The following is a 19406-nucleotide window of genomic DNA, read 5'->3' as shown; positions in this document are numbered from 1 at the left end:
CTCACGACAGCTTTTCCGTCGTGAGGGTCCAGTCCGGCTATAGGCGCCCTCAGCACTCACGAGGCCCCGAGGCAGTGCACTCTCTGCACGCGGTCGGGACCACAGAGAGCCGTACCCGGCTTAGCCCGTGCCCGGCTTAGCCTGTACTCGGCTTAGCCCGTGCCCGGCTTCAAGGCATCTCGGCTTCGCCGTCGACTCGTGAGTGGCAAGGGCGCCTATAGGCGCCCGGATCACTCACGACGAAAAGCGTGTCGTGAGTGCTCCGAGCGCCTACGCCTTCGGCGCCCCTCCGGGGTAGACGCCCTTGCCACTCACGATGGCCGCTTGCCGGGTGGGAAGAGCAGGCGGCTAACCTCACGAATCGTGATTCGTACGCACCCCGCAGGCGCGCTGCGCGCCGAGAATGCCGGTAACACCGTGACTCTGGCCGGTTGGGTCGCCCGCCGCCGCGATCACGGCGGGGTGATCTTCATCGATCTTCGTGACGCCTCCGGGTCGGCGCAGGTGGTGTTCCGCGAAGGTGAGATGGCCGAGCGGGCGCACCGGTTGCGCGCCGAGTTCTGCGTCCAGATCACCGGCGAGGTCTCGATCCGCCCCGAGGGCAACGAGAACCCCGACCTGCCGACCGGCGCCATCGAGGTCACCGCCACCGAGCTGACCGTGCTGTCCGAGTCCGCGCCGCTGCCGTTCCCGCTCGACGAGCACACCGAGGTCGGCGAAGAGGTCCGGCTCAAGTACCGCTACCTGGACCTGCGCCGTTCCGGCCCGGCTGCCGCGATCAAGCTGCGCAGTGAGGCCAACCGCATCGCGCGCAACGTCCTGCACGAGCGTGAGTTCGTCGAGATCGAGACGCCGACGCTGACCCGCTCCACTCCGGAGGGCGCGCGCGACTTCCTGGTGCCGGCGCGGCTGCGCCCCGGCTCCTGGTACGCGCTGCCGCAGAGCCCGCAGCTGTTCAAGCAGCTGCTGATGGTCTCCGGCCTGGAGCGCTACTACCAGATCGCCCGCTGCTACCGGGACGAGGACTTCCGTGCCGACCGCCAGCCGGAGTTCACCCAGCTGGACGTCGAGGCCAGCTTCGTCACCCAGGACGACATCATCGAGCTGGGCGAGGAGATCGTCGGTGCGCTCTGGAAGGAGCTCGCCGGCTACGAGATTCCCCGGCCGATCGCCCGTCTGACCTACGCCGAGGCGATGGCCCGCTACGGCAGCGACAAGCCCGACCTGCGGTTCGAGGTCGAGCTGACCGATCTCACCGAGTACTTCTCGGCCACGAGCTTCCGGGTGTTCCAGAACCCGTACGTCGGTGCGGTGGTCATGCCCGGTGGTGCCTCGCAGGCCCGCCGTCAGCTCGACGCGTGGCAGGAATGGGCGAAGCAGCGCGGCGCCAGGGGCCTCGCCTACGTCCTGATCGGCGAGGACGGCACCGTCGACGAGCGCGGCCCGGTGGTCAAGAACCTGTCCGAGACCGAGCGCGACGGGCTGGCCAAGGCCGTCGGGGCGGGCCCCGGTGACTGCATCTTCTTCGCGGCGGGCCACCAGTCGGACGCCCGCGCCCTGTTGGGTGCGGCCCGCAACGAGATCGCCCGCCGGTGCGACCTGGTCGACGAGAGCGCCTGGTCGTTCGTCTGGGTCGTCGACGCCCCGATGTTCGAGCGGATCCGCGACGACAAGGGCAACGAGCTGGGCTGGACCGCGGTGCACCACCCGTTCACCTCGCCCAACGACGAATGGCTGGACCGCTTCGAGGAGGCGCCCGACCAGGCTCTGGCCTACGCATACGACATCGTCTGCAACGGCAACGAGATCGGTGGCGGCTCGATCCGTATCCACCGCTCCGACCTGCAGCAGCGGGTGTTCGCGCTGCTCGGGATGGACGAGGCCGAGCAGCGGGAGAAGTTCGGCTTCCTGCTGGACGCGTTCAACTACGGCCCGCCGCCGCACGGCGGTATCGCGATCGGCTGGGACCGCCTGTGCATGCTCCTGACCGGCGCGGACTCGCTGCGTGAGGTCATCGCCTTCCCGAAGAGCGGCGGCGGGTTCGACCCGCTGACCTCGGCACCGGCGCCGATCACGGCCGAGCAGCGCAAGGAAGCCGGTATCGACGCGAAGCCCGCCGCGCGCGACAAGCCAGAGACCGCGTAGGAATCGGCGATGCTGCACCTGCGGGTGCTGTGTCCGGCGGACCAGTCGGACCAGGTCCGCCAGCTGCTGCTCGACGAACCCGGAGCCACTCACCTGACCGTGCTGCGCGGCGTCGCCGTGCAGCCGGTCGGTGACGTGCTCGAAGCGTCGCTGACCAGGGAGGCCGCCGACCGCGTGCTGGCGGAGCTGACCGACCTGGGGCTCGACCACACCGGCGGCATCACCCTGGAGTCGATCGACACCGCGTTGTCGGACGCGGCCGACGCCGCCGAGGAAGCCGTGCCCGGTGACCCCGCGGACGCGGTGATCTGGGACGAGCTGATCGCCAGGACCGGCGAGGACTCCCGGCTGACGGTGAGTTTCGTGGCGTTCCTCAGCATCTCGTGTGTGCTCGCCGCCATCGGCGCGATCACCAACTCGCCGGTCACGGTCGTCGGCGCGATGGTGCTCGGCCCGGAGTTCGGGCCGCTCGCCGCGCTCGCGGTCGGTGTCGTGCTGCGCAGGGGGGACCTGGTCACACGTGCGGCCGTCGCGCTGGGGGTCGGCTTCCCGGTGGCGATCGTGATCACCACGGTCGCCTGTCTGAGCTTCGAGGGCATGGGCATGTTCAACGACGGTGACATGCACCGTCTGACCCAGGTCGACTTCATCTACCAGGTCGGTCCGTTCTCCTTCATCATCGCGCTGCTCGCCGGTGCCGCCGGGATCCTGTCGCTGACCTCGGCCAAGTCGAGCGCGCTCGTCGGGGTCTTCATCTCGGTCACCACCGTGCCGGCGGCCGCGTACGCCACAGTCGCCGCGACCGTGGGCGACTGGGACCGAGCGCTGGAGTCGGCGCTGCAGCTGCTGGTCAACCTGGTCGGAGTGGTCATCGCGGCCATCGCCGTGCTGCTGCTGTCGCCGGTCACCCGGCGGCGTTCACGAGTGGGGCGCCGGCTGTCCGACGGGTAGTGTCGAGATCGATGACCCGCCCCTCTGCCGACCGTCGGTCGGCTGTCACCAAGAAGAGCGCGACCGTGTCGACCGCGGCCGTGGTACGAGCGCTCAACCTGGCGGAACAGCTGCTGACCCGCAGGCACGGCGCGACCGTGACGCTGGCGGACCCCGAGGATCTCGGTGGCAGTCCCCGGTCGGTGGTGCTGCGCGCGCGGGTCGCCGAGAACCCGTTCGGGCTGCCTCGGGGCCTGGTGATCAAGCACTATCAGCGGGACGCCACGCCGGGCAGGGCCGACCGGTTCCGGCACGAGGCGGCGAGCTGTCAGCTGTTCACCGCGATGCCCAGCGACAACCGGCCCAGCCCGGAGCTGATCGCGCACGATCCGGCCAACCGGTTGCTCGTCCTGGAAGACCTGGGCCGCTCCTCGACGCTGGCGGACAAGCTCTTCGGCAGCGACGCGGCCGCGGCCGAACGGTGCCTGCTCAACTGGGCCCGCGCGCTCGGGCGGCTGCACTCGGTCACGGCGGGGCGGGAGAACGACTTCGGTGCGTTGCTGCGCAGGCTCGGCGAGCGCAGCTGGCGGGACCCGATGGCCGACGAGGCGCGGTCGGCGTTCGCCACCGTGCCGGACCTGCTGGCTTCCGGGCTCGACGTCCAGGTCAGTGCGGGCGCCGCCGCCGAGGCCAACGCCACGGCCCGCCTTCTCGGGGGCACCCGGTACCGGGCGTTCAGTCCGTCGGACACCTGCCCGGACAACAACCTGGTGACGAGCAAGGGTGTCCGATTCGTCGACTTCGAGTGGGGCTGTTTCCGGGACGTCCTGCTGGACGCCGCCTACGCGACGGTGCCGTTCCCGGCGTGCGAAAGCAGCTTCGCGCTTCCGGCGGGCATGCCGGAGGCCATGCTCGCCGCGTGGCGCTCCGAGGTGGTCGTGGTGTGGCCCGACCTCGACGATCCGAGGCGGCTGGCGAACCGGCTCCTGGACGCGCAGCTGCTCTGGGTCTGGCTGTGCACCAAGCAGCTGCTGCCCAAGGGGCTGGCGGACGACGGGCTGATCGGCCGCAACGCCACGCGGTCGCCGAGGGCGTTGCTCGCACTGGCGCACTACTGGAACCAGCTGGCCAGGAACGCGGGCAACGGCGAACGGCCGGCCACCGTCGAACTTGCCGAATCAGTGGTGCGGGCGCTCGCGCGGCGGCTGGGCGAGGGACCCACCGAACTACCGCTCTATCCGGCGTTCCGGCACCGAGCAGCCGTCTGAGACATGCCCTGGACCACGTTCCGGGGCATCGGCACCGACCGTTCCGCAATCGGTCCACGGCGCGTCATCCGCTCATCACCGTGGGTGAGTCCGCGTTGGTGATCGTGTACAGCCGTGACCGCTGTGAGTATTTCGCAACCGGCCCTCGCCGCCGAGCTGACCCCCCGGCCGGTCCGTGGCCTTGTTCTGTTGGGCGATTCCACCTCGGTCGGCATCGGGGACCCGCTGCCCGGAGGCGGATGGCGAGGCTTCGGACCGATACTGCTCGACTCACTGGGCGCCCGGGACGCGGTGCGCTACGCCAACCTGTCCTTTCCCGGCGCCCGGATGGCGGACGTCCGGCAACGCCAGCTCCCGACCGCCCTGCGCCATCCCGCCGACGTGGCGGTACTGATCGTCGGGATGAACGACACGCTCCGCTCCGACTTCGACCCGGTCGAGCTGGGCGCCGACTACGACACGGTGGTGAGCTCCCTGCGCGCCGCCGGGACGACCGTGCTCACCGTGCGGTTCCATGACCACAGCAAGGTGTTCTGGCTGCCCGGCCCGCTGCGCCGCGCGCTGCACGAGCGCATCGGGCAGCTCAACACGATGACCGACACCGTGGTCCGTGCGCATGGCATCGGCTGTCTCGACCTGCATGTGCTGCCCGGCGGCTACGACAGGGCGACCTGGAGCGTCGACCGGCTCCACCCCTCGGAGCTCGGGCACCGGCTGCTCGCCGAGGGTTTCGCGCGGCTGCTGGTCGAGGCGGGTTTCGCGGTACCCCGTCCGGTCGAGCTGACCCTGGGCGGCGGTCGCAAGGTCACGCCCGTGCACCACCTGTTGTGGCTGCTGTTCAAGGGACTGCCGTGGCTGTGGCGTCGAAGCGGCGATCTGCTGCCGCACGCGGCGAGCCTGATCCTGCGCGAGTTCCGCCACTGAAGACCGGTCCGGCACCGCGGAGCCGTGAGTGATGTGGGCTGCTATGGCAACCCACATCACTCACGGATTCAGATCAGCGGCCGCCGATGACGCTGAGCTCGGGGTCGTTCTCGCCGTTCGCCTCGGCCGCCGCACGGCGCTCCAGCAGCTCGCGGGCGGCGCCCAGCAGCCTGCGGCCGGTGCGCGGTGCCACGTCGATGTTGAGCAGCGGGCCCACCATCTCACCGGTGAAGCCGTCCGCGTCCTCCGCTGTCGACAGGTGCTGGGCCAGCTGTTCGACCCTGCGGTCGATCGGGCGGCCGGAACCGTTCGCCCTCGGCGCCGCGGTGCCGCTCTGCCCGTCGGCGGAACCGTTCGACGAACCGCCGTTGGTGGCGATCCGGCTGGGCGCCGTGACCCGGCGTGTGGTGGCTCGAGGGGCGGTGCGAGCGGGCGGCGGTGATGCGGGTGACGCGGCGGGCGCCTGCTCCGGCGCCGAGGTGTCCACGTGGGATTCCCTCTGCGCGGTGGACTGCGACGCAGAGGAGGGCCGTGCGGGAGCCGTGGCGGGCTGCGCGGCGGGTGCGGTGAAGGTGCCGTTCGGCTCGGGCTCCGGTTCGTACGCGGCCGCCTCGTGCTCGGCGGGGCGAGTGAAGGACGCCGTCTGTTCGTATCGCGTCGGCTCGTAACGGGTCGGCTCGTACTGGGTCGGCTGGTACTGGGCGGCCTCGTGCCGGGTCGACCCGTTGTCGGTGTGCTCCGGCTCCGAGGGCCGGTAGTAGCCGGACGAGGCGTACTCGGGACCGGTGGGCTCGGGCTGTGGCGCCGGCTCGATCCTGGGCGGTCCGCCCGGGGTGGTGAAGGTGACCGGGGCGGTGAAGACCGCTGTGGTCGGCAGCGCCTGCGGTGCCTGCGGAGGCGACAGTGTGTTCGGCTGCGTCACCGGTTCCTCGACCCGAGGCGGGTCCGACCGGGTTTCCAGCACCTCGGCCGTGGCGCGGGTCGCGACCTCCGGCTGCGCGGAAGCCCTCGGAGCGGTCGTGTGCTCCATGGCGGTGATGTCCAGTACCAGGGTGCGCCAGGCGCGGAAGGTCTGCCACGGCGCGAGCGCCATCCGGATCATCCGGGGGTAGGGGACCGCGACGGGCGGCGGCAGCCCACGACGGCGCTGGACCTGGCGGCGCAGCTCGGCGAGCAGCACCTCGAACGCCAGGTTGGCCGCGATCGGCACCGCGACACCGAGCACGACGGTCACCATGTCGTGGTTGGCCCGCAGGTAGGCCCACACACCGTTGCTCGCGGACGAGGCTCCGACCGCGACGATCGTGGCCAACCGGGCCGGGATCGCCGGCCGGGCGTCCAGCGAGGCGGCCCACGAGACTCCGGCCATCGACACCGCGAAACCGTCGATCACCAACGGCAACAGGTGTGGGAAGGAGAAGCCCTTGGACGCCGCGAACTCACTCTGCTCCTGGTAGGACCAGACACATCCGAGTACCCACACCACACCGACGGCGATGAGCGCCGTGCGCATCGGTAGCGCGGCAGTGAACCGCCGCCACCTGCTCTCGCGTCGAGGTGGTGGCTTGTTCCAGGCCGCATCAGGGTCCGGCATGGAGAGGCCCCCGTCTCCGCTCGTCTTCTGCCGATCAGTCGTTCGCGAGGTTCACTCTAGGGTGTGGGGTAGTCGTTCCTCCACTCAACTGTGATGTTCGTGGAACTAGCGGCACTCGCCGAGGAACCGGGCCATTCTTTCCAGCGCCTCCTCCAGGAGTGGGAGTGCTGTGGCGTATGAGCACCGAATGTGCCCTTCACCTGGGGCTCCGAAGACGTTTCCCGGTACGACGGCGACTCCGTGCGCGTGCAACAGGCGTTCCGCGAAGGTCTCGGAGTCGAGCCCGCTGCTCCTGATCGACGGGAATGCATAGAACGCGCCACCGGGTTCAGGACACTCTAAGCCGATTCCGCGCAGTCCTTTGACGAACACCCGGCGGCGCCGGTCGTAGTCGGCGACCATCTCGTCGACGTCCGAGCCACCCGCCTGCAGGGCTTCCACGGCAGCCAGCTGGGACACGTGCGGCGCGCACAGCATCGTGTACTGGTGCATGCGCAGTGCCAGGTCGGCGATCGGCCGGGGCGCACACAGGTAGCCGACGCGCCACCCCGTCATCGCGTGCGCCTTCGAGAAGCCGCCGAGCAGCACGGTGCGCTCCATCGCGCCCGGCAGCGACGGCAGACAGGTGTGCGCGCCGGTGTAGGTCAGGCGGTCGTAGATCTCGTCGGAGATCAGGTACAGGTCGTGGCGCTCGGCCAGCGCGACGAGCGCCGCGAGGTCCTCGCGCGTCTGCACCGCGCCGGTCGGGTTGGCGGGCGAACCGATCAGGATCGCCTTGGTGCGCTCGGTGACGGCCGCCTCGATGACGTCGAGCCGCAGCCGGAAACCGTCCTCCGCGCTGGTCGGCACAGGCACCGGCACACCGCCCGCGAACGAGACGCACGGCTGGTAGGCGACGTAGCAGGGCTCCGGGACGATGACCTCCTCACCGGGCTCCAGCAGCACCCGCAGCGTCAGGTCGAGCCCCTCGGACACGCCCGCCGTGATCACGCAGTTGCCGTCGGGCGCGTAATCGACCTGGTAGCGCTCGGCCAGCTCGGCACAGATCAGCTCACGCAGCCGCGGCAGCCCCGCGTTGGAGGTGTAGGTGGTCGCACCGTGCTCCAGGGCGAAGATGCCCGCCTCGCGCACCCGCCAAGGCGTCACGAAGTCCGGTTCACCGACGCCGAGGGAGATGACGTCCGCGCGCTGCGCGGCGATGTCGAAGAACCGGCGGATGCCCGACGGCGGACAGGCCGAGATGACGCTGTTCAGTGGCTTCATCTGGGGGTTCCTAAGGGACGACGGGCAGGCGGTGGTCGGCCTCGGGCTCGATGAACGCGTCGCCGTCGCGCTTGTAGGTCTTGAGCACGAAGTAGGTGGCGGTGGAGTGCACTCTGTCGATCGTCGAGAGTTTCTGCGCCACGAAGTCGCTGACCTCGCGCAGCGTGCGCCCGGTGACGGTGCAGCGCAGATCCTGGCTGCCGGACACCAGATAGACGGAGCGGACCTCGGGGAACCGGGAGATGCGTTCCGCGACGTCGTCGAAGCCGACACCGCGGGCCGGGCCGATCGACAGATCGATGAACGCGGTGATCGACTCGGGCTGGTCGGCCTCCGACACCTGGTCGTAGCGGTCCCAGTCCACCACCGCCTTGTACCGGCGGATGATGCCCTCGTTCTCCCACGCGCTGATCCGCTCTCGCACGGTCTGCACGGGGATGTCGGTCATGGTGGCGATCCGCTCGGGGGTCGCGTGCCCGTCGCGGGCCAGTATCTCCAGGATCTCGCGCACGCTCCGACCTTAAGTGCTCACCCACGGCCGGATCGGTGGAGGGGATCGGGCTCACCCGACCGGTCGGCCCAGTAGCGTCACCCGGGTGAGTAGTTCGATGAACGCCGGTGACGGCCTGTTCGACCTGGAACCGGACTCCGAACCGGGACCGGTCGGTGGTCAGGCGTCCCCGGAACCGTCGGCGACCGCCCCGCTCGCGGTCCGGATGCGCCCACGAGGCCTGGACGAAGTCGTCGGACAGGCCCATCTGCTCACCCCCGGCGCGCCGCTGCGTCGCCTGGTCGAGGGCGCGGCGCCGGCTTCGGTGCTGCTCTACGGCCCGCCCGGCACCGGGAAGACGACCATCGCGCGGCTCATGTCGGCGCAGGGCAACAGGCACTTCGTCGCGCTGTCCGCGCTGTCCTCCGGTGTCAAGGAGCTGCGCACGGTCATCGAGGACGCCCGGCGCAGGCTGGATCGCACCGGCCAGACCACTGTGCTGTTCATCGACGAGGTCCACCGGTTCTCCAAGACCCAGCAGGACGCGCTGCTCGGCGCCGTCGAGGACCGCTTGGTCCTGCTGGTCGGCGCGACCACCGAGAACCCGTCGTTCTCCGTGGTCACCCCCCTCCTGTCGCGCTCGCTGGTACTACGGCTGGAGTCGCTGAGCGACGACGACATCGGGTTGCTGCTCGACCGGGCACTGGCCGACCAGCGGGGCCTCGACGGCCGGTTCACCCTCTCCCAGCCCGCGCGCGACCAGCTCGTCCGGCTGTCGGCGGGCGATGCCCGGCGTTCGCTCACCGTGCTGGAGGCCGCCGCGGACGCCGCCGGCGCCGTCGGAGCGGCCGAGATCGACGCGGAGATCGTGCGCACCGTCGTCGAGGAGGCCTCGGTCCAGTACGACCGTGCCGGCGACCAGCACTACGACGTCATCAGCGCGTTCATCAAGTCGATCCGCGGTTCCGACGTCGACGCCGCGCTGCACTACCTCGCCCGGATGATCGTGGCGGGGGAGGACCCGAGGTTCATCGCGCGGCGGCTCATGGTGCACGCCAGCGAGGACATCGGCATGGCCGACCCGACGGCGCTGCCGCTCGCGGTCGCCGCCGCGCAGACCGTGCAGCTCGTCGGCCTGCCCGAAGCCCGCCTGGCGTTGGCGCAGGCCACGATCCACCTGGCCACCGCGCCCAAGTCGAACTCGGTGATCACCGCGATCGACGCCGCCATGACCGACGTCCGGTCCGGAGCCGTCGGCGGCGTCCCGCCCCACCTGCGCGACGGCCACTACGCCGGCGCGGCCAAACTCGGCAACGCCGTCGGCTACCGCTACCCGCACAACGTGCCCGACGGCGTGCTCGCCCAGCAGTACCCACCAGACGAGCTGGTCGGCCGCGACTACTACAACCCCGTCGAGCACGGCGCCGAGCGGGCCCTGGCAGAGCGCGTCCCGAAGCTGCGGAGGGTCATCCGGGGGTAGAGGCGGGAGGTGCTCACCGGCGGGAGGTGCTCACCGGCTGGAGGTGCTCACCGGCCGGCCCCCGCGCGTCGAAAGTTTCCGGCAGGGACCCCGCTCCGCTTCGCTCCGGGGGCCCGCAACCGGAAACTTGGGCGGCTACGCCGTTCGCTTCGCTCCGGCTTCGCTGCCCTCGCTTGACGCGCGCTTGTCTGGTTGCGTTCTGCTTCGCCTGTTGCGTTCTTTGCAGTGCTTTGCACTGAACCCCCTGCGGGGAGACTCGCGGAGCGGACCTCGCGCACCTTGCCCACCGCGCCCATCTCGCCCATCTCGCAGAGGTTCTGGCTCACCTTGCAGAGGGTCGTGTTGTGTCGCAGATGTTGGAACATCTGCGACACGACACGAAGCTGTGCGAAGTCACCCGCCACCACCCCTCCCGGGGCGCGGCGCAGCCGTGGCCCTGTGGGCGCGCAGACTGCCCCCGTCCCCGCGATCCTGGCCCGCACTTGGCGTGGTCGGGTGGTGTCAACCCTGAAACCTCGCCCCCGAACCCGTGCAACCAGGAACGGGTGCGAGGCCGGCGCCAGCCGGGGGTTGATACCGCCCGACCACGCCAAGACACTGATCGGCCAGCGGGGACACGCACGGTCCCCCACCTGGTGTCAGACGTGGTCCCTCGGCGTAGGACGGCGGCCCAGAAGGGTGAGGGTGCGCAGCCAGGGATCCGTGTCCGTCGAGGGGATCACCGGGGCGAAGGAGCTGTTCGGCTGTTCCCGGGAGTGCCCGGTCGGGACCTGCTCGGCGATCTTGAGGGAGGCGTTCAGCAGGTCGCCGGTCGGGCGGTAGGGCAGGTCGAGTGCGGTCGCCACGTCCCAGCCGTGGGCGACCGTGTCGATCAGGTGAAATCCGATGATCATGCCGATCGGCAGGCGGTGCTCCAGGCTGACCTCCGGTAGCAGGACCGCGCGATCCAGGTCGGCGGACGCGAACGCGTCGGCCGTGCGGTCGGCCGAGACGCGCCACTCGGCCGCCAGGTCCGCACCGGGTGGCTGAGGGGCGAACGCACCGAGCGGCGCGTCCCGCTCGTGCTGCGCGGCGTCGGCGAAGCCGTGGTTCTGGCCGATCATGTGGCCCAGCAGCGCCGCCAGGTCCCAGCCCGCGCAGGGTGTGTCGCGCGTCAGGTCGTCCTGGCCGACCTTGTCGACGACGGCTGTGGTCAGGTCCAGCGAGAGTCGGTGCAACGGGCGCAGATCAATCGTAGGCATAGGTTTACTATCTACCTAGGTGTATGAATTGTCCAGGGCGTGGCCCCGGAATATCGTCTGGGCATGGACGAGCAGCGGCACGACCTCGGCGCGATGTTCGTTCGGCTCGGCCAGGTCATGATCAACGCGGAGCTGCCGGTGCTGGAGGCCCACGACGTCGAGATGTGGGACTACGTCATCCTCATCGCGCTGCGCGACGGCCCGGCGCAGTCGCAGTCACGGTTGGCGGCCGCGACGCGCAGGGACAAGACGCGGCTGATCCCGATCCTCGACCGCCTGGAGGGACAGGGTCTGCTGCGTCGGGAACCGGACCCGGCCGATCGGCGCAACCGCATCGTCGATCTGACCGAGCCCGGCCGTGCGCTGGTCGCCGACTGCCAGGGCGCCATCAGACGGATGGAGCACGAGCTGCTCGCCGAGCTCCCCGAGGCCGACCGGGTCTCGTTCATCACGCAGCTGGAGCGGGTGTCCGCCCTGCTCAGGGTGTGGGGTTGACCGGGGCCACCGTGACACCGAGGGCAGGCACGTTCATGCCCTCGCCGGAGGAGAACCGCTTCCAGCCCTGTGGACTGGACTCGTCGGTCGCGCGGAGCAGTACGGTGCCGCTCGTGGCCCCCGCCTGGACCCACGCCTTGACCAGGTCGGTGACGTCGACGTTGACCCAGCCCGGCGCGCAGCCCGCGTCGTGGCCCTTGGTCGCGGTGCTCGTCGCCCATCGCTGCTCGCCGGCCGGCTGGTCGCTCCAGCGGGTCGCGGGCCCGACGGGCTGCGAGGACCACACCTCCCAGCTCTGCGGCTGACACGACGAGGACCAGCTGGAGAACACTCGCAACGCCGCGTGGGTCACCTGCTGACCGTGCAGTGCGCCCAGATCCCAGGACAGGTAGCTCCGGGCGACCGTGGTTCCGTCGTAGCTGCCCACCCGCAGGTCCGGGTCGCCCCACAGTGCGCTGTCCGGGGTGGCGTTCTGCACCGTCGTGCCGAACGGGCGGACCGTCGGGGTGACGGCGCTGGCGACGACGCGATCGGTGACCGCGGTGCTGGCGAGCGAGCCGATCGGGCCGGACAGGAGAGGGCGCGCCTCAGGCTGGGGCAGCATCTCGGCCGCGCCACCGGGCTTGGTCATGTGCAGGGTCAGTGGGGTCGGGGTCGACAGTCCGGCGGGCGTCGGCGTGCTCGGGGCGAGCCACGCGGCGAAGCCGCTCCTGGTGGCCTCGACGACCAGGTCAGAGCCCGGCCGGGCACCCGCGTAGGTCGCCCGGTTGCCGGCCAGCGTCGGCGCGGGGAGGGTCGCGCCCCAGCTCAGCGCCGTCTCCGTGCCGTCGGGGCCGAGCACCGACGCGGCGTCGGCGGGTGTGCCCCCGTCGGCCAGCCGCAGCGTGTACGGCGCACTTGCCGGGTGGATGCCGTTCTGGTCCCTGCGCAACGTCAGGTCGATGGGCTCCCACGTCGTGCCCCGGCGAATCCGGATCGGCCCGGCGGACAGCACGATGGTCCGCGCGCCGTTCGGGTGGCGGAAGGTCGTCGAGGAGGACGTGCGCTGGTCGAGCAGCTCGGCCGGCGCGGACTTCGGGCGGGGCGCGGAGGTCGAGGGCTGGGCCTGTGCAACCGGGGCGGGCGTGATCGGTGGCGCGGGCGTGGGCGGCGAGAACAGCGCCGTCGCGACGCTCACCGCCAGGCCGAGGATCGCGCCGGGACGTCCGATCATGATCCGCAGAGTGCGACCGAACGCGCTCAGTAACAAGATCATGCGTGCGTGGCGCTCACATTGACAGCCACGTACACCTGATCGGGTGGTGACCATGGCAGTCCGTGTTCGATAGTTGACTCAGTACGTGTCGTGGCGTCCCGCGCGGGTTGACCGTCCGCCGGGAGGACAGGGGCGGTAGCCTGGCGTCGATCACTGAGAGACCTTTATCGACTTACCCGACAGGAGGCGCCATGACGGCAGGGCAGATCGCCGCGGTGATCGCTGCTGGGGCCTTCGTGGTGCTGGTTGTGCTGCTCGCGGTTCCGCTGATCAAGCTCGGTCGCACGCTGGACGAGGCGACCATCGCGATCCGTAAGGCACACGAGGGCAGTGCCCCGTTGCTCGACGGCGCGAACACCACCATCACCCAGGTGAACACCCAGCTCGAGCGGGTCGACGGCATCACCATGAACGCCCGCGCGGTCACCGGCAACGTGTCGGCCCTGACCTCGCTGTTCACTGCGACCATGGGTGGGCCGCTGGTCAAGACCGCGGCCTTCTCCTACGGCGTGTCCAAGGCGATCAAGGCTCGCCGTGCCGCCAAGGAAGGCTCGGGCAAGAGCTCCAAGCGCAGGTCACGATGATCAAGCGTCTCTTCTGGCTCGGGCTCGGCGTGGCGACCGGTGTCGTGGTGACCCGGAAGGCCGCCGAGGCCGCCCAGCGTCTCACTCCCGTCGGCGTCGGCGAGCAGGTCGGCGACGGTCTGCGCGAGCTCGCCGGTGCCATCGGTGCGTTCGGCGCCGAGGTCCGGGCCGGTATGAGCGAGCGCGAGCACGAGCTCAGCGACATGGTCGAGCACCGCACCGGCCAGCGGCTGCCCGGTGTTGCCGCGCCAGCGGACCGGCGAGCGCGTGGGGCAGGGGACCGGGCATAACCCCGTCACCTGCCGTTCTCGTCAACTCACCAGTTCGTTCGTTGCTTCGCTGATCAAGAGAGTGCCACGTGGAAACCCACGAGATCGTTGAACGCTTTACCAACCACTTCGTCAACGCCGGTCACACGCGTGTGGCCAGTGCGTCGCTGATCCTCGACGACCCGACCCTGCTGTTCGTCAACGCGGGCATGGTGCCGTTCAAGCCGTACCTGCTCGGCGAGGTGCCGCCGCCGTACCCGAGGGCCACCTCGATCCAGAAGTGCGTGCGCACCGGGGACATCGACGAGGTCGGCAAGACCACCCGGCACAACACGTTCTTCCAGATGGCCGGCAACTTCTCCTTCGGGGACTACTTCAAGGCCGGCGCGATCGAGAACGCCTGGAACCTCGTCACCGGGTCCCAGGACTCGGGTGGTTTCGGCTTCGACCCCGACCGCATCTGGGTCACCGTCTACCAGGACGACGACGAGGCGATCGAGCTGTGGCGCAAGATCGCCGGCCTGCCGACCGAGCGCATCCAGCGCCGTGACGGCAAGGACAACTACTGGGACATGGGCGTGCCCGGTCCCGGTGGCCCGTGCTCGGAGATCTACTACGACCGGGGCCCGGAGTACGGCAAGGAGGGTGGTCCGGTCGTCGATGAGGACCGCTACCTGGAGATCTGGAACCTGGTCTTCATGCAGGACGTCCGGGGTGACCTGAGCCCGAAGCTCGGGCACCCGCCGATCGGTGAGCTGCCCAGCAAGAACATCGACACCGGCATGGGCGTCGAGCGGGTGGCCTACCTGCTGCAGGGCGTCGTCAACGTGTACGAGACCGACCTGATCCGGCCGGTCATCGCCCGCGCCGAGGAGTTCTCCGGCAAGCGGTACGGCGCCGACCCGACCGACGACGTCCGGTTCCGGGTGATCGCGGACCACGCCCGCTCCGGCGTGATGATCATCGGCGACGGTGTCACCCCGTCCAACGAGGCCCGAGGCTACGTCCTGCGCAGGCTCCTGCGCCGGATCGTGCGCTCGGCCCGCCTGCTCGGTGTGCACGAGCCGGTCCTGGAGGCCTTCGCCGAGGTCGTCCGCGACGCGATGGCCCCGTCCTACCCGGAGCTGGTGACCGACTTCGAGCGGATCGCCGCCGTGGTCCGGGCCGAGGAGGACGCCTTCCTCCAGACGCTGACCTCCGGCTCCCGGATCTTCGACACCGCCGTGGAGCGGGTGAAGAAGTCCGGCTCGCTGATACTTCCCGGCGACCAGGCGTTCGCGCTGCACGACACCTACGGCTTCCCGATCGACCTGACGCTGGAGATGGCCTCCGAGGCCGGGCTGCAGGTCGACGAGACCGGCTTCCGCGCGCTGATGAACGAGCAGCGCACCAGGGCCAAGGCCGACGCCGCCGCCCGCAAGACCGGGCACGGCGACATGAGCGCCTACCGCTCGGTGCTGGACAGCCACGGCGTCACCGACTTCCTCGGCTACACCGACCTGAGCGCCGAGGCCACGGTCGTCGGCCTGCTCGTCGACGGCCAGGCAGTCCCGGCCGCGTCCGAGGGCACCGCCGTCGAGGTCGTGCTCGACCGCACCCCGTTCTACGCCGAGGCCGGCGGCCAGCAGGCGGACAGCGGCACGCTGCGATCCGACTCGTTCACGGTCCGGATCGACGACGTGCAGTCGCCGGTCGCCGGCCTGCGGGTCCACCGGGGAACGGTCACGAACGGCACGCTGACGCTGGACTCGACGGTCATCGCCGAGGTCGACCCGATGCGACGCGGGGCCATCTCCCGCGCGCACACCGCGACCCACCTGGTGCACGCCGGACTGCGCAACGCCCTCGGCAGCTCCGCCGCGCAGGCCGGTTCGCTCAACGCCCCCGGTCGCCTGCGGTTCGACTTCACCTCGCCGGGTGGCGCTGTGTCGCCCGCCGCGCTGAACGAGATCGAGGACGAGGTCAACACCGTCCTGCAGCAGGACCGCGAGGTCGAGTGGTACGAGACCTCGATGGACGAGGCCCGCAAGCTGGGCGCCATGATGCTGTTCGGCGAGAAGTACGGCGACCGGGTCCGCGTGGTCGACATGGGTGACTACTCCCGTGAGCTGTGCGGTGGCACGCACGTCGCGCGCACCGGCGAGCTCGGCCTGGTCAAGGTGCTGTCCGAGGCCTCGATCGGTTCCGGGGTCCGCCGGGTCGAAGCGCTCGTCGGGCTCGACGCGTTCCGGCACATGTCCAAGGAGCACCTACTCGTCTCGCAGCTCGCCGACCAGCTGAAGTCCCGTCCGGAAGACCTGCCGGACCGGGTCGCCGGCCTGGTCGAGCGCCTCCGCGGCGCCGAGCGTGACCTGGAGAAGCACCGCGCCGAGGCCGTTCTCGCCTCCGCGAACTCCCTCGCCGAGGGCGCCGAGGACCTGGGCGGCACCGCGCTGGTCGCCGTCGCCGCGCCCGCCGGGCTGTCCGGCAACGACCTGAGGGTGCTGGCCACCGACGTGCGGGGCAGGCTCGGCTCGCGCCCCGGCGTCGTCGCGTTGTTCAGCGCCGCCGACGACAAACTGTCGTTCGTCGTGGCGACGACCGAGGCCGCGCGTAACAACGGCCTGGCCGCCGGGAAGCTCGTGCCGGCGTTCGCCTCGGCGATCGGTGGCCGGGGCGGTGGCAAGGCCGAGCTGGCCCAGGGCGGCGGAAGCAACCCGGCCGGGATTCCAGAAGCCGTGCGTGCCTTGCGCACAGCGGTACGGGACGCCTCGAGCGCGGGGTGACCGAGAGTAGTCCCGCAGGTCGCAGACTCGGGGTCGACGTCGGTTCGGTGCGGGTCGGGGTGGCGGTGAGCGACCCGGGCGGTGTTCTCGCGACCCCGCTGGTTACCCTCCGACGAGACGAGTCGGAGGGTACGGACCTTCGTCGGCTCGCCGAGTTGGTCGCCGAATACGAGGTGGTTGAGGTGGTGGTCGGGCTGCCGCGCACACTGGCCGGCCGTGAAGGGCCTGCCGCCGAGGCCGCCCGTGCCTACTCCGACGCGCTCACCCCGCTGCTGACCGTGCCCATCCGCATGGTCGACGAGCGGCTGACCACGGTCGTGGCCAGCCGTGCGCTCGCCCAGCGTGGGGTGAAGGGACGCAAGCAGCGCGCGGTGGTCGACCAGGCCGCCGCCGTCGCGATCCTGCAGGGCTGGTTGGACCAACGCCGTTCGTCCGGAGCAGGGTCGGACGCGTGACCGGGATCGACTCGCGCCGTGGCGGCCCGATCGGTGAGGGCCCGCGACGTCGGGCGCCGCACGACGTGGAACACGACACCGAGCCGCTCAAGCGGGTGCCGCCACAGGCGGCCCGGGACGCCGAGCCGCCCCGGCCGAGCCGGCCCAGCTGGCAGGCCGAACCGCCGCCCGCGCGGCCGTCGGGGCCACCGGCCGCGCCGCCGATACAGCGCAGCGCGGGCCCGAGCGCCCGGCGTATCACGGACACGTCCGGACCGCCTCCGCGTAAGCGCCGTTCCGGTCCGCCGAAGCCGTCGCGGCGCGGCCCGCTCATCGCGCTGCTGTTGTGTGTACTCGCCGTGCTCGGCGGCGGGTACTACGTGTACCAGACCTACTTCGTGTCACCGGACTACGACGGTCCCGGTGCGGGCGACGTGATCATCCAGGTCAAGGACGGCGATCCGACCGTGCGGATCGCCGCCGAGCTGAAGCGCGAGGACGTCGTGAAGAGCTCGGCGGCGTTCATCGAGGCCGCCGAGGACGAGAGCAGGATCCGCGCGGTCCAGCCCGGCTACTACCGCCTGCGCCTGCAGATGTCCGGTGAGGACGCGGTGGCCGCGCTCATCGACCCCGCCTCGCGCGTCGGCCAGCTGGAGATCAAGGGCGGCGTTCAGCTCGACGACACCCGGGGGCCGGACGGCAAGGTCAGCCCCGGCGTGCTGTCGCTGATCTCGAAGGCCACCTGCGTGACCATGGACGGCGTGAACAGGTGCGTGAGCGTCGCGCAGCTCCGGGGTGCGATGGCGACCGCGCAGCTCAGCCAGCTCGGGGTGCCCGCGTGGGCCGCCGGGGAGATCAGCAAGGCGGCTCCGGAACGGCGGCTCGAAGGGTTCATCGCCCCCGGTCGCTACGACGTCGAGCCGGGCGCCTCCGCGCAGGAGGTGCTGCGCGCGCTGGTCGGCAAGACCGCGACGCAGTACGAGGCCAGCGGCCTGGTGTCGGGCGCGGAGTCCAGCAAGTACAGCCCGTACCAGATCCTGGTGATCGCGTCGCTGGTCGAGAAGGAGGGCATCACGCCCGACTTCGGCAAGATCGCCGGCGTGATCTACAACCGGCTGACCGACCGGGTCCGTCTCGGCCTGGACTCGACGGTGAACTACCCGCTCGACCTGCAGGCGGTGCGGACGACCTCGACCGACCGCAACCGTGCCGGCGCGTACAACAGCTACCTCAACTACGGTCTGCCGCCGACCCCGATCGGCGCGCCGGGCACACAGGCGATCCAGGCCGCGCTGCGCCCGACCGAGGGCCCGTGGATGTACTTCGTCCGGTGCCAGCGCAACGGCGTCTCCTGCTTCTCCACGACGCTGCCCGAGCACGAACAGAACGTGAAGGCCGCGGTGGCGGCCGGGGCGTTCTGATGTCGGCCGACTCGCGGCGGGCCGCCGTCCTGGGTTCGCCGGTCGGTCACTCCCGCTCGCCGGCGTTGCACAACGCCGCGTACCAGGCCTTGGGCCTCGATGCCTGGAGCTACCAGGCCATCGAGTGCGACGAGGCCGCGCTGCCCGGGCTCGTCGACGGCCTCGGCCCGGAATGGGTGGGTCTGTCGGTGACGATGCCGGGCAAGCGTGCCGCGCTGGCCCGCGCGGACGTACGTACCGATCGTGCGGTCGCGGTCGACTCCGCCAACACTCTCGTGCGCCTCCCTGACGGTGGGTGGCGCGCGGACTGCACTGACATCGACGGCGTCACCGGTGCCCTCATCGAGCAGGGCTGGTCGTCGCCGACCTCCGGGCGAGCGCTGCTGCTCGGTGCCGGAGCGACGGCCGCCGCCGCGATCGCCGGTCTGGCCGAGCTGGGCATCCGGCAGGTCGAGCTGATGGTCCGTGAACCTGCCCGGGCATCCGGCGCGGCCGAGGTGGCCCGTCGTTTCGGGCTCGAACCGGTCGTGACCGGGTGGGACCCGGAGCTGCCGAGCGTCCACGACGTCGACGTCGTGGTGAGCACCGTGCCCGCCGGTGTCGCCGACGCCTGTGCGCCCGCCGCCGCGAAGGCTCCGTTCGTGCTGGACGTCGTGTACCACCCGTGGCCGACCCCGATGGCCTCGGCGGTGCACGCGGCCGGCGGCCGGTTGGCCACCGGGCTCGACATGCTGCTGCACCAGGCGTTCGGCCAGGTGGAACAGTTCACCGGGCGTCCGGCTCCCCGCGACGTGATGGCGGCGGTCCTGCGCTCGGGGTGATCTCGTAACACCGGCGTAACCAGTGGG

General features: G+C 70.8%; 17 protein-coding genes. 12 read left to right on the top strand and 5 right to left on the bottom strand.

Going from position 1 to position 19406, the window contains the following annotated elements; all coding sequences use genetic code 11:
• Positions 1-363 precede the first annotated feature (363 nt).
• The 4 genes from aspS to G406_RS0100830 all read left to right on the top strand — a co-directional run bounded on the left by aspS (position 364) and on the right by G406_RS0100830 (position 5267).
• Positions 364-2145: an aspartate--tRNA ligase gene (gene aspS, locus G406_RS0100845; RefSeq protein WP_028932310.1), complete on the top strand. Its 1782-nt coding sequence runs from the start codon at positions 364-366 to the stop codon at positions 2143-2145.
• Positions 2146-2154: 9 nt separating this feature from the next.
• Positions 2155-3096, top strand: a complete 942-nt coding sequence (locus G406_RS0100840; RefSeq protein WP_028932309.1) for a DUF389 domain-containing protein — start codon at positions 2155-2157, stop codon at positions 3094-3096.
• Between the two features lie 11 nt (positions 3097-3107).
• Positions 3108-4343 (top strand): hypothetical protein, encoded by a 1236-nt coding sequence (locus G406_RS0100835; protein WP_028932308.1) that lies wholly within the window; start codon positions 3108-3110, stop codon positions 4341-4343.
• A 114-nt stretch (positions 4344-4457) separates the two neighbouring features.
• Positions 4458-5267: an SGNH/GDSL hydrolase family protein gene (locus G406_RS0100830; RefSeq protein WP_084215678.1), complete on the top strand. Its 810-nt coding sequence runs from the start codon at positions 4458-4460 to the stop codon at positions 5265-5267.
• 73 nt (positions 5268-5340) lie between these two features.
• Here G406_RS0100830 and G406_RS0100825 read toward each other — a convergent pair whose 3' ends face one another.
• From G406_RS0100825 to G406_RS0100815, 3 genes are all read right to left on the bottom strand, one after another.
• A complete protein-coding gene (locus G406_RS0100825) occupies positions 5341-6861 on the bottom strand; it encodes a DUF2637 domain-containing protein (RefSeq protein ID WP_084215677.1) in 1521 nt (506 codons plus the stop codon).
• Positions 6862-6966: 105 nt separating this feature from the next.
• A complete protein-coding gene (locus tag G406_RS0100820) occupies positions 6967-8124 on the bottom strand; it encodes an aminotransferase class I/II-fold pyridoxal phosphate-dependent enzyme (RefSeq protein ID WP_028932305.1) in 1158 nt (385 codons plus the stop codon).
• Between the two features lie 10 nt (positions 8125-8134).
• Positions 8135-8635: an Lrp/AsnC family transcriptional regulator gene (locus tag G406_RS0100815; protein WP_028932304.1), complete on the bottom strand. Its 501-nt coding sequence runs from the start codon at positions 8633-8635 to the stop codon at positions 8135-8137.
• Positions 8636-8732: 97 nt separating this feature from the next.
• Here G406_RS0100815 and G406_RS0100810 point away from each other — a divergent pair, with 97 nt between their 5' ends.
• Positions 8733-10094 (top strand): replication-associated recombination protein A, encoded by a 1362-nt coding sequence (locus G406_RS0100810; RefSeq protein WP_037074585.1) that lies wholly within the window; start codon positions 8733-8735, stop codon positions 10092-10094.
• A gap of 638 nt (positions 10095-10732) precedes the next feature.
• Here the strand turns inward: G406_RS0100810 and G406_RS0100805 are convergent.
• Positions 10733-11335 (bottom strand): TIGR03086 family metal-binding protein, encoded by a 603-nt coding sequence (locus G406_RS0100805; RefSeq protein ID WP_037074582.1) that lies wholly within the window; start codon positions 11333-11335, stop codon positions 10733-10735.
• Positions 11336-11398: 63 nt separating this feature from the next.
• On the opposite strand from G406_RS0100805, the gene G406_RS0100800 reads away from it, so the two are divergent.
• Complete coding sequence (locus G406_RS0100800) at positions 11399-11830, top strand: MarR family winged helix-turn-helix transcriptional regulator (RefSeq protein ID WP_028932301.1); 432 nt, start codon at positions 11399-11401, stop codon at positions 11828-11830.
• Here G406_RS0100800 and G406_RS0100795 read toward each other — a convergent pair.
• Entirely contained in the window at positions 11814-13043 is a 1230-nt protein-coding gene (locus G406_RS0100795; protein WP_156934618.1) for a DNRLRE domain-containing protein, read from the bottom strand. The two genes, G406_RS0100800 and G406_RS0100795, sit on opposite strands and share 17 nt — an antisense overlap.
• A gap of 233 nt (positions 13044-13276) precedes the next feature.
• Between G406_RS0100795 and G406_RS0100790 the strand changes: the two genes are divergently transcribed.
• The 6 genes from G406_RS0100790 to G406_RS0100765 all read left to right on the top strand — a co-directional run bounded on the left by G406_RS0100790 (position 13277) and on the right by G406_RS0100765 (position 19379).
• Positions 13277-13669 carry a DUF948 domain-containing protein gene (locus G406_RS0100790; protein WP_028932299.1) on the top strand — a complete coding sequence of 131 codons (393 nt, stop codon included), beginning with the start codon at positions 13277-13279 and terminating at the stop codon, positions 13667-13669.
• Complete coding sequence (locus G406_RS0100785; protein WP_028932298.1) at positions 13669-13959, top strand: hypothetical protein; 291 nt, start codon at positions 13669-13671, stop codon at positions 13957-13959. Before G406_RS0100790 ends, G406_RS0100785 begins: the two co-directional genes overlap by 1 nt.
• Before the next feature lie 68 nt (positions 13960-14027).
• Positions 14028-16703, top strand: a complete 2676-nt coding sequence (alaS, locus tag G406_RS0100780; RefSeq protein ID WP_028932297.1) for an alanine--tRNA ligase — start codon at positions 14028-14030, stop codon at positions 16701-16703.
• Positions 16700-17158 carry a Holliday junction resolvase RuvX gene (ruvX, locus tag G406_RS0100775; protein ID WP_028932296.1) on the top strand — a complete coding sequence of 153 codons (459 nt, stop codon included), beginning with the start codon at positions 16700-16702 and terminating at the stop codon, positions 17156-17158. The genes alaS and ruvX overlap by 4 nt, the downstream gene beginning before the upstream one ends.
• Positions 17155-18558: an endolytic transglycosylase MltG gene (gene mltG, locus G406_RS43910; RefSeq protein ID WP_211241007.1), complete on the top strand. Its 1404-nt coding sequence runs from the start codon at positions 17155-17157 to the stop codon at positions 18556-18558. The genes ruvX and mltG overlap by 4 nt, the downstream gene beginning before the upstream one ends.
• A complete protein-coding gene (locus tag G406_RS0100765) occupies positions 18558-19379 on the top strand; it encodes a shikimate dehydrogenase (RefSeq protein ID WP_028932295.1) in 822 nt (273 codons plus the stop codon). The genes mltG and G406_RS0100765 overlap by 1 nt, the downstream gene beginning before the upstream one ends.
• Positions 19380-19406 lie beyond the last annotated feature (27 nt).

This window comes from Actinospineispora spinosispora DSM 44797, from assembly GCF_000429025.1.
In the GTDB taxonomy this organism is placed as follows: Bacteria; Actinomycetota; Actinomycetes; order Mycobacteriales; family Pseudonocardiaceae; genus Pseudonocardia; species Pseudonocardia spinosispora.
This window is presented reverse-complemented; position numbering and strand designations above follow the sequence as displayed.

Excerpts from the sequence above, each read along its gene's own strand:
- G406_RS0100840 (WP_028932309.1), top strand. The coding sequence starts at position 2,155 with ATGCTGCACCTGCGGGTGCTGTGTCCGGCGGACCAGTCGGACCAGGTC.
- G406_RS0100835 (WP_028932308.1), top strand. The coding sequence starts at position 3,108 with ATGACCCGCCCCTCTGCCGACCGTCGGTCGGCTGTCACCAAGAAGAGC.
- G406_RS0100825 (WP_084215677.1), bottom strand. The coding sequence starts at position 6,861 with ATGCCGGACCCTGATGCGGCCTGGAACAAGCCACCACCTCGACGCGAG.
- G406_RS0100820 (WP_028932305.1), bottom strand. The coding sequence starts at position 8,124 with ATGAAGCCACTGAACAGCGTCATCTCGGCCTGTCCGCCGTCGGGCATC.
- G406_RS0100810 (WP_037074585.1), top strand. The coding sequence starts at position 8,733 with ATGAACGCCGGTGACGGCCTGTTCGACCTGGAACCGGACTCCGAACCG.
- G406_RS0100805 (WP_037074582.1), bottom strand. The coding sequence starts at position 11,335 with ATGCCTACGATTGATCTGCGCCCGTTGCACCGACTCTCGCTGGACCTG.
- G406_RS0100800 (WP_028932301.1), top strand. The coding sequence starts at position 11,399 with ATGGACGAGCAGCGGCACGACCTCGGCGCGATGTTCGTTCGGCTCGGC.
- G406_RS0100795 (WP_156934618.1), bottom strand. The coding sequence starts at position 13,043 with ATGATCGGACGTCCCGGCGCGATCCTCGGCCTGGCGGTGAGCGTCGCG.
- G406_RS0100790 (WP_028932299.1), top strand. The coding sequence starts at position 13,277 with ATGACGGCAGGGCAGATCGCCGCGGTGATCGCTGCTGGGGCCTTCGTG.
- G406_RS0100765 (WP_028932295.1), top strand. The coding sequence starts at position 18,558 with ATGTCGGCCGACTCGCGGCGGGCCGCCGTCCTGGGTTCGCCGGTCGGT.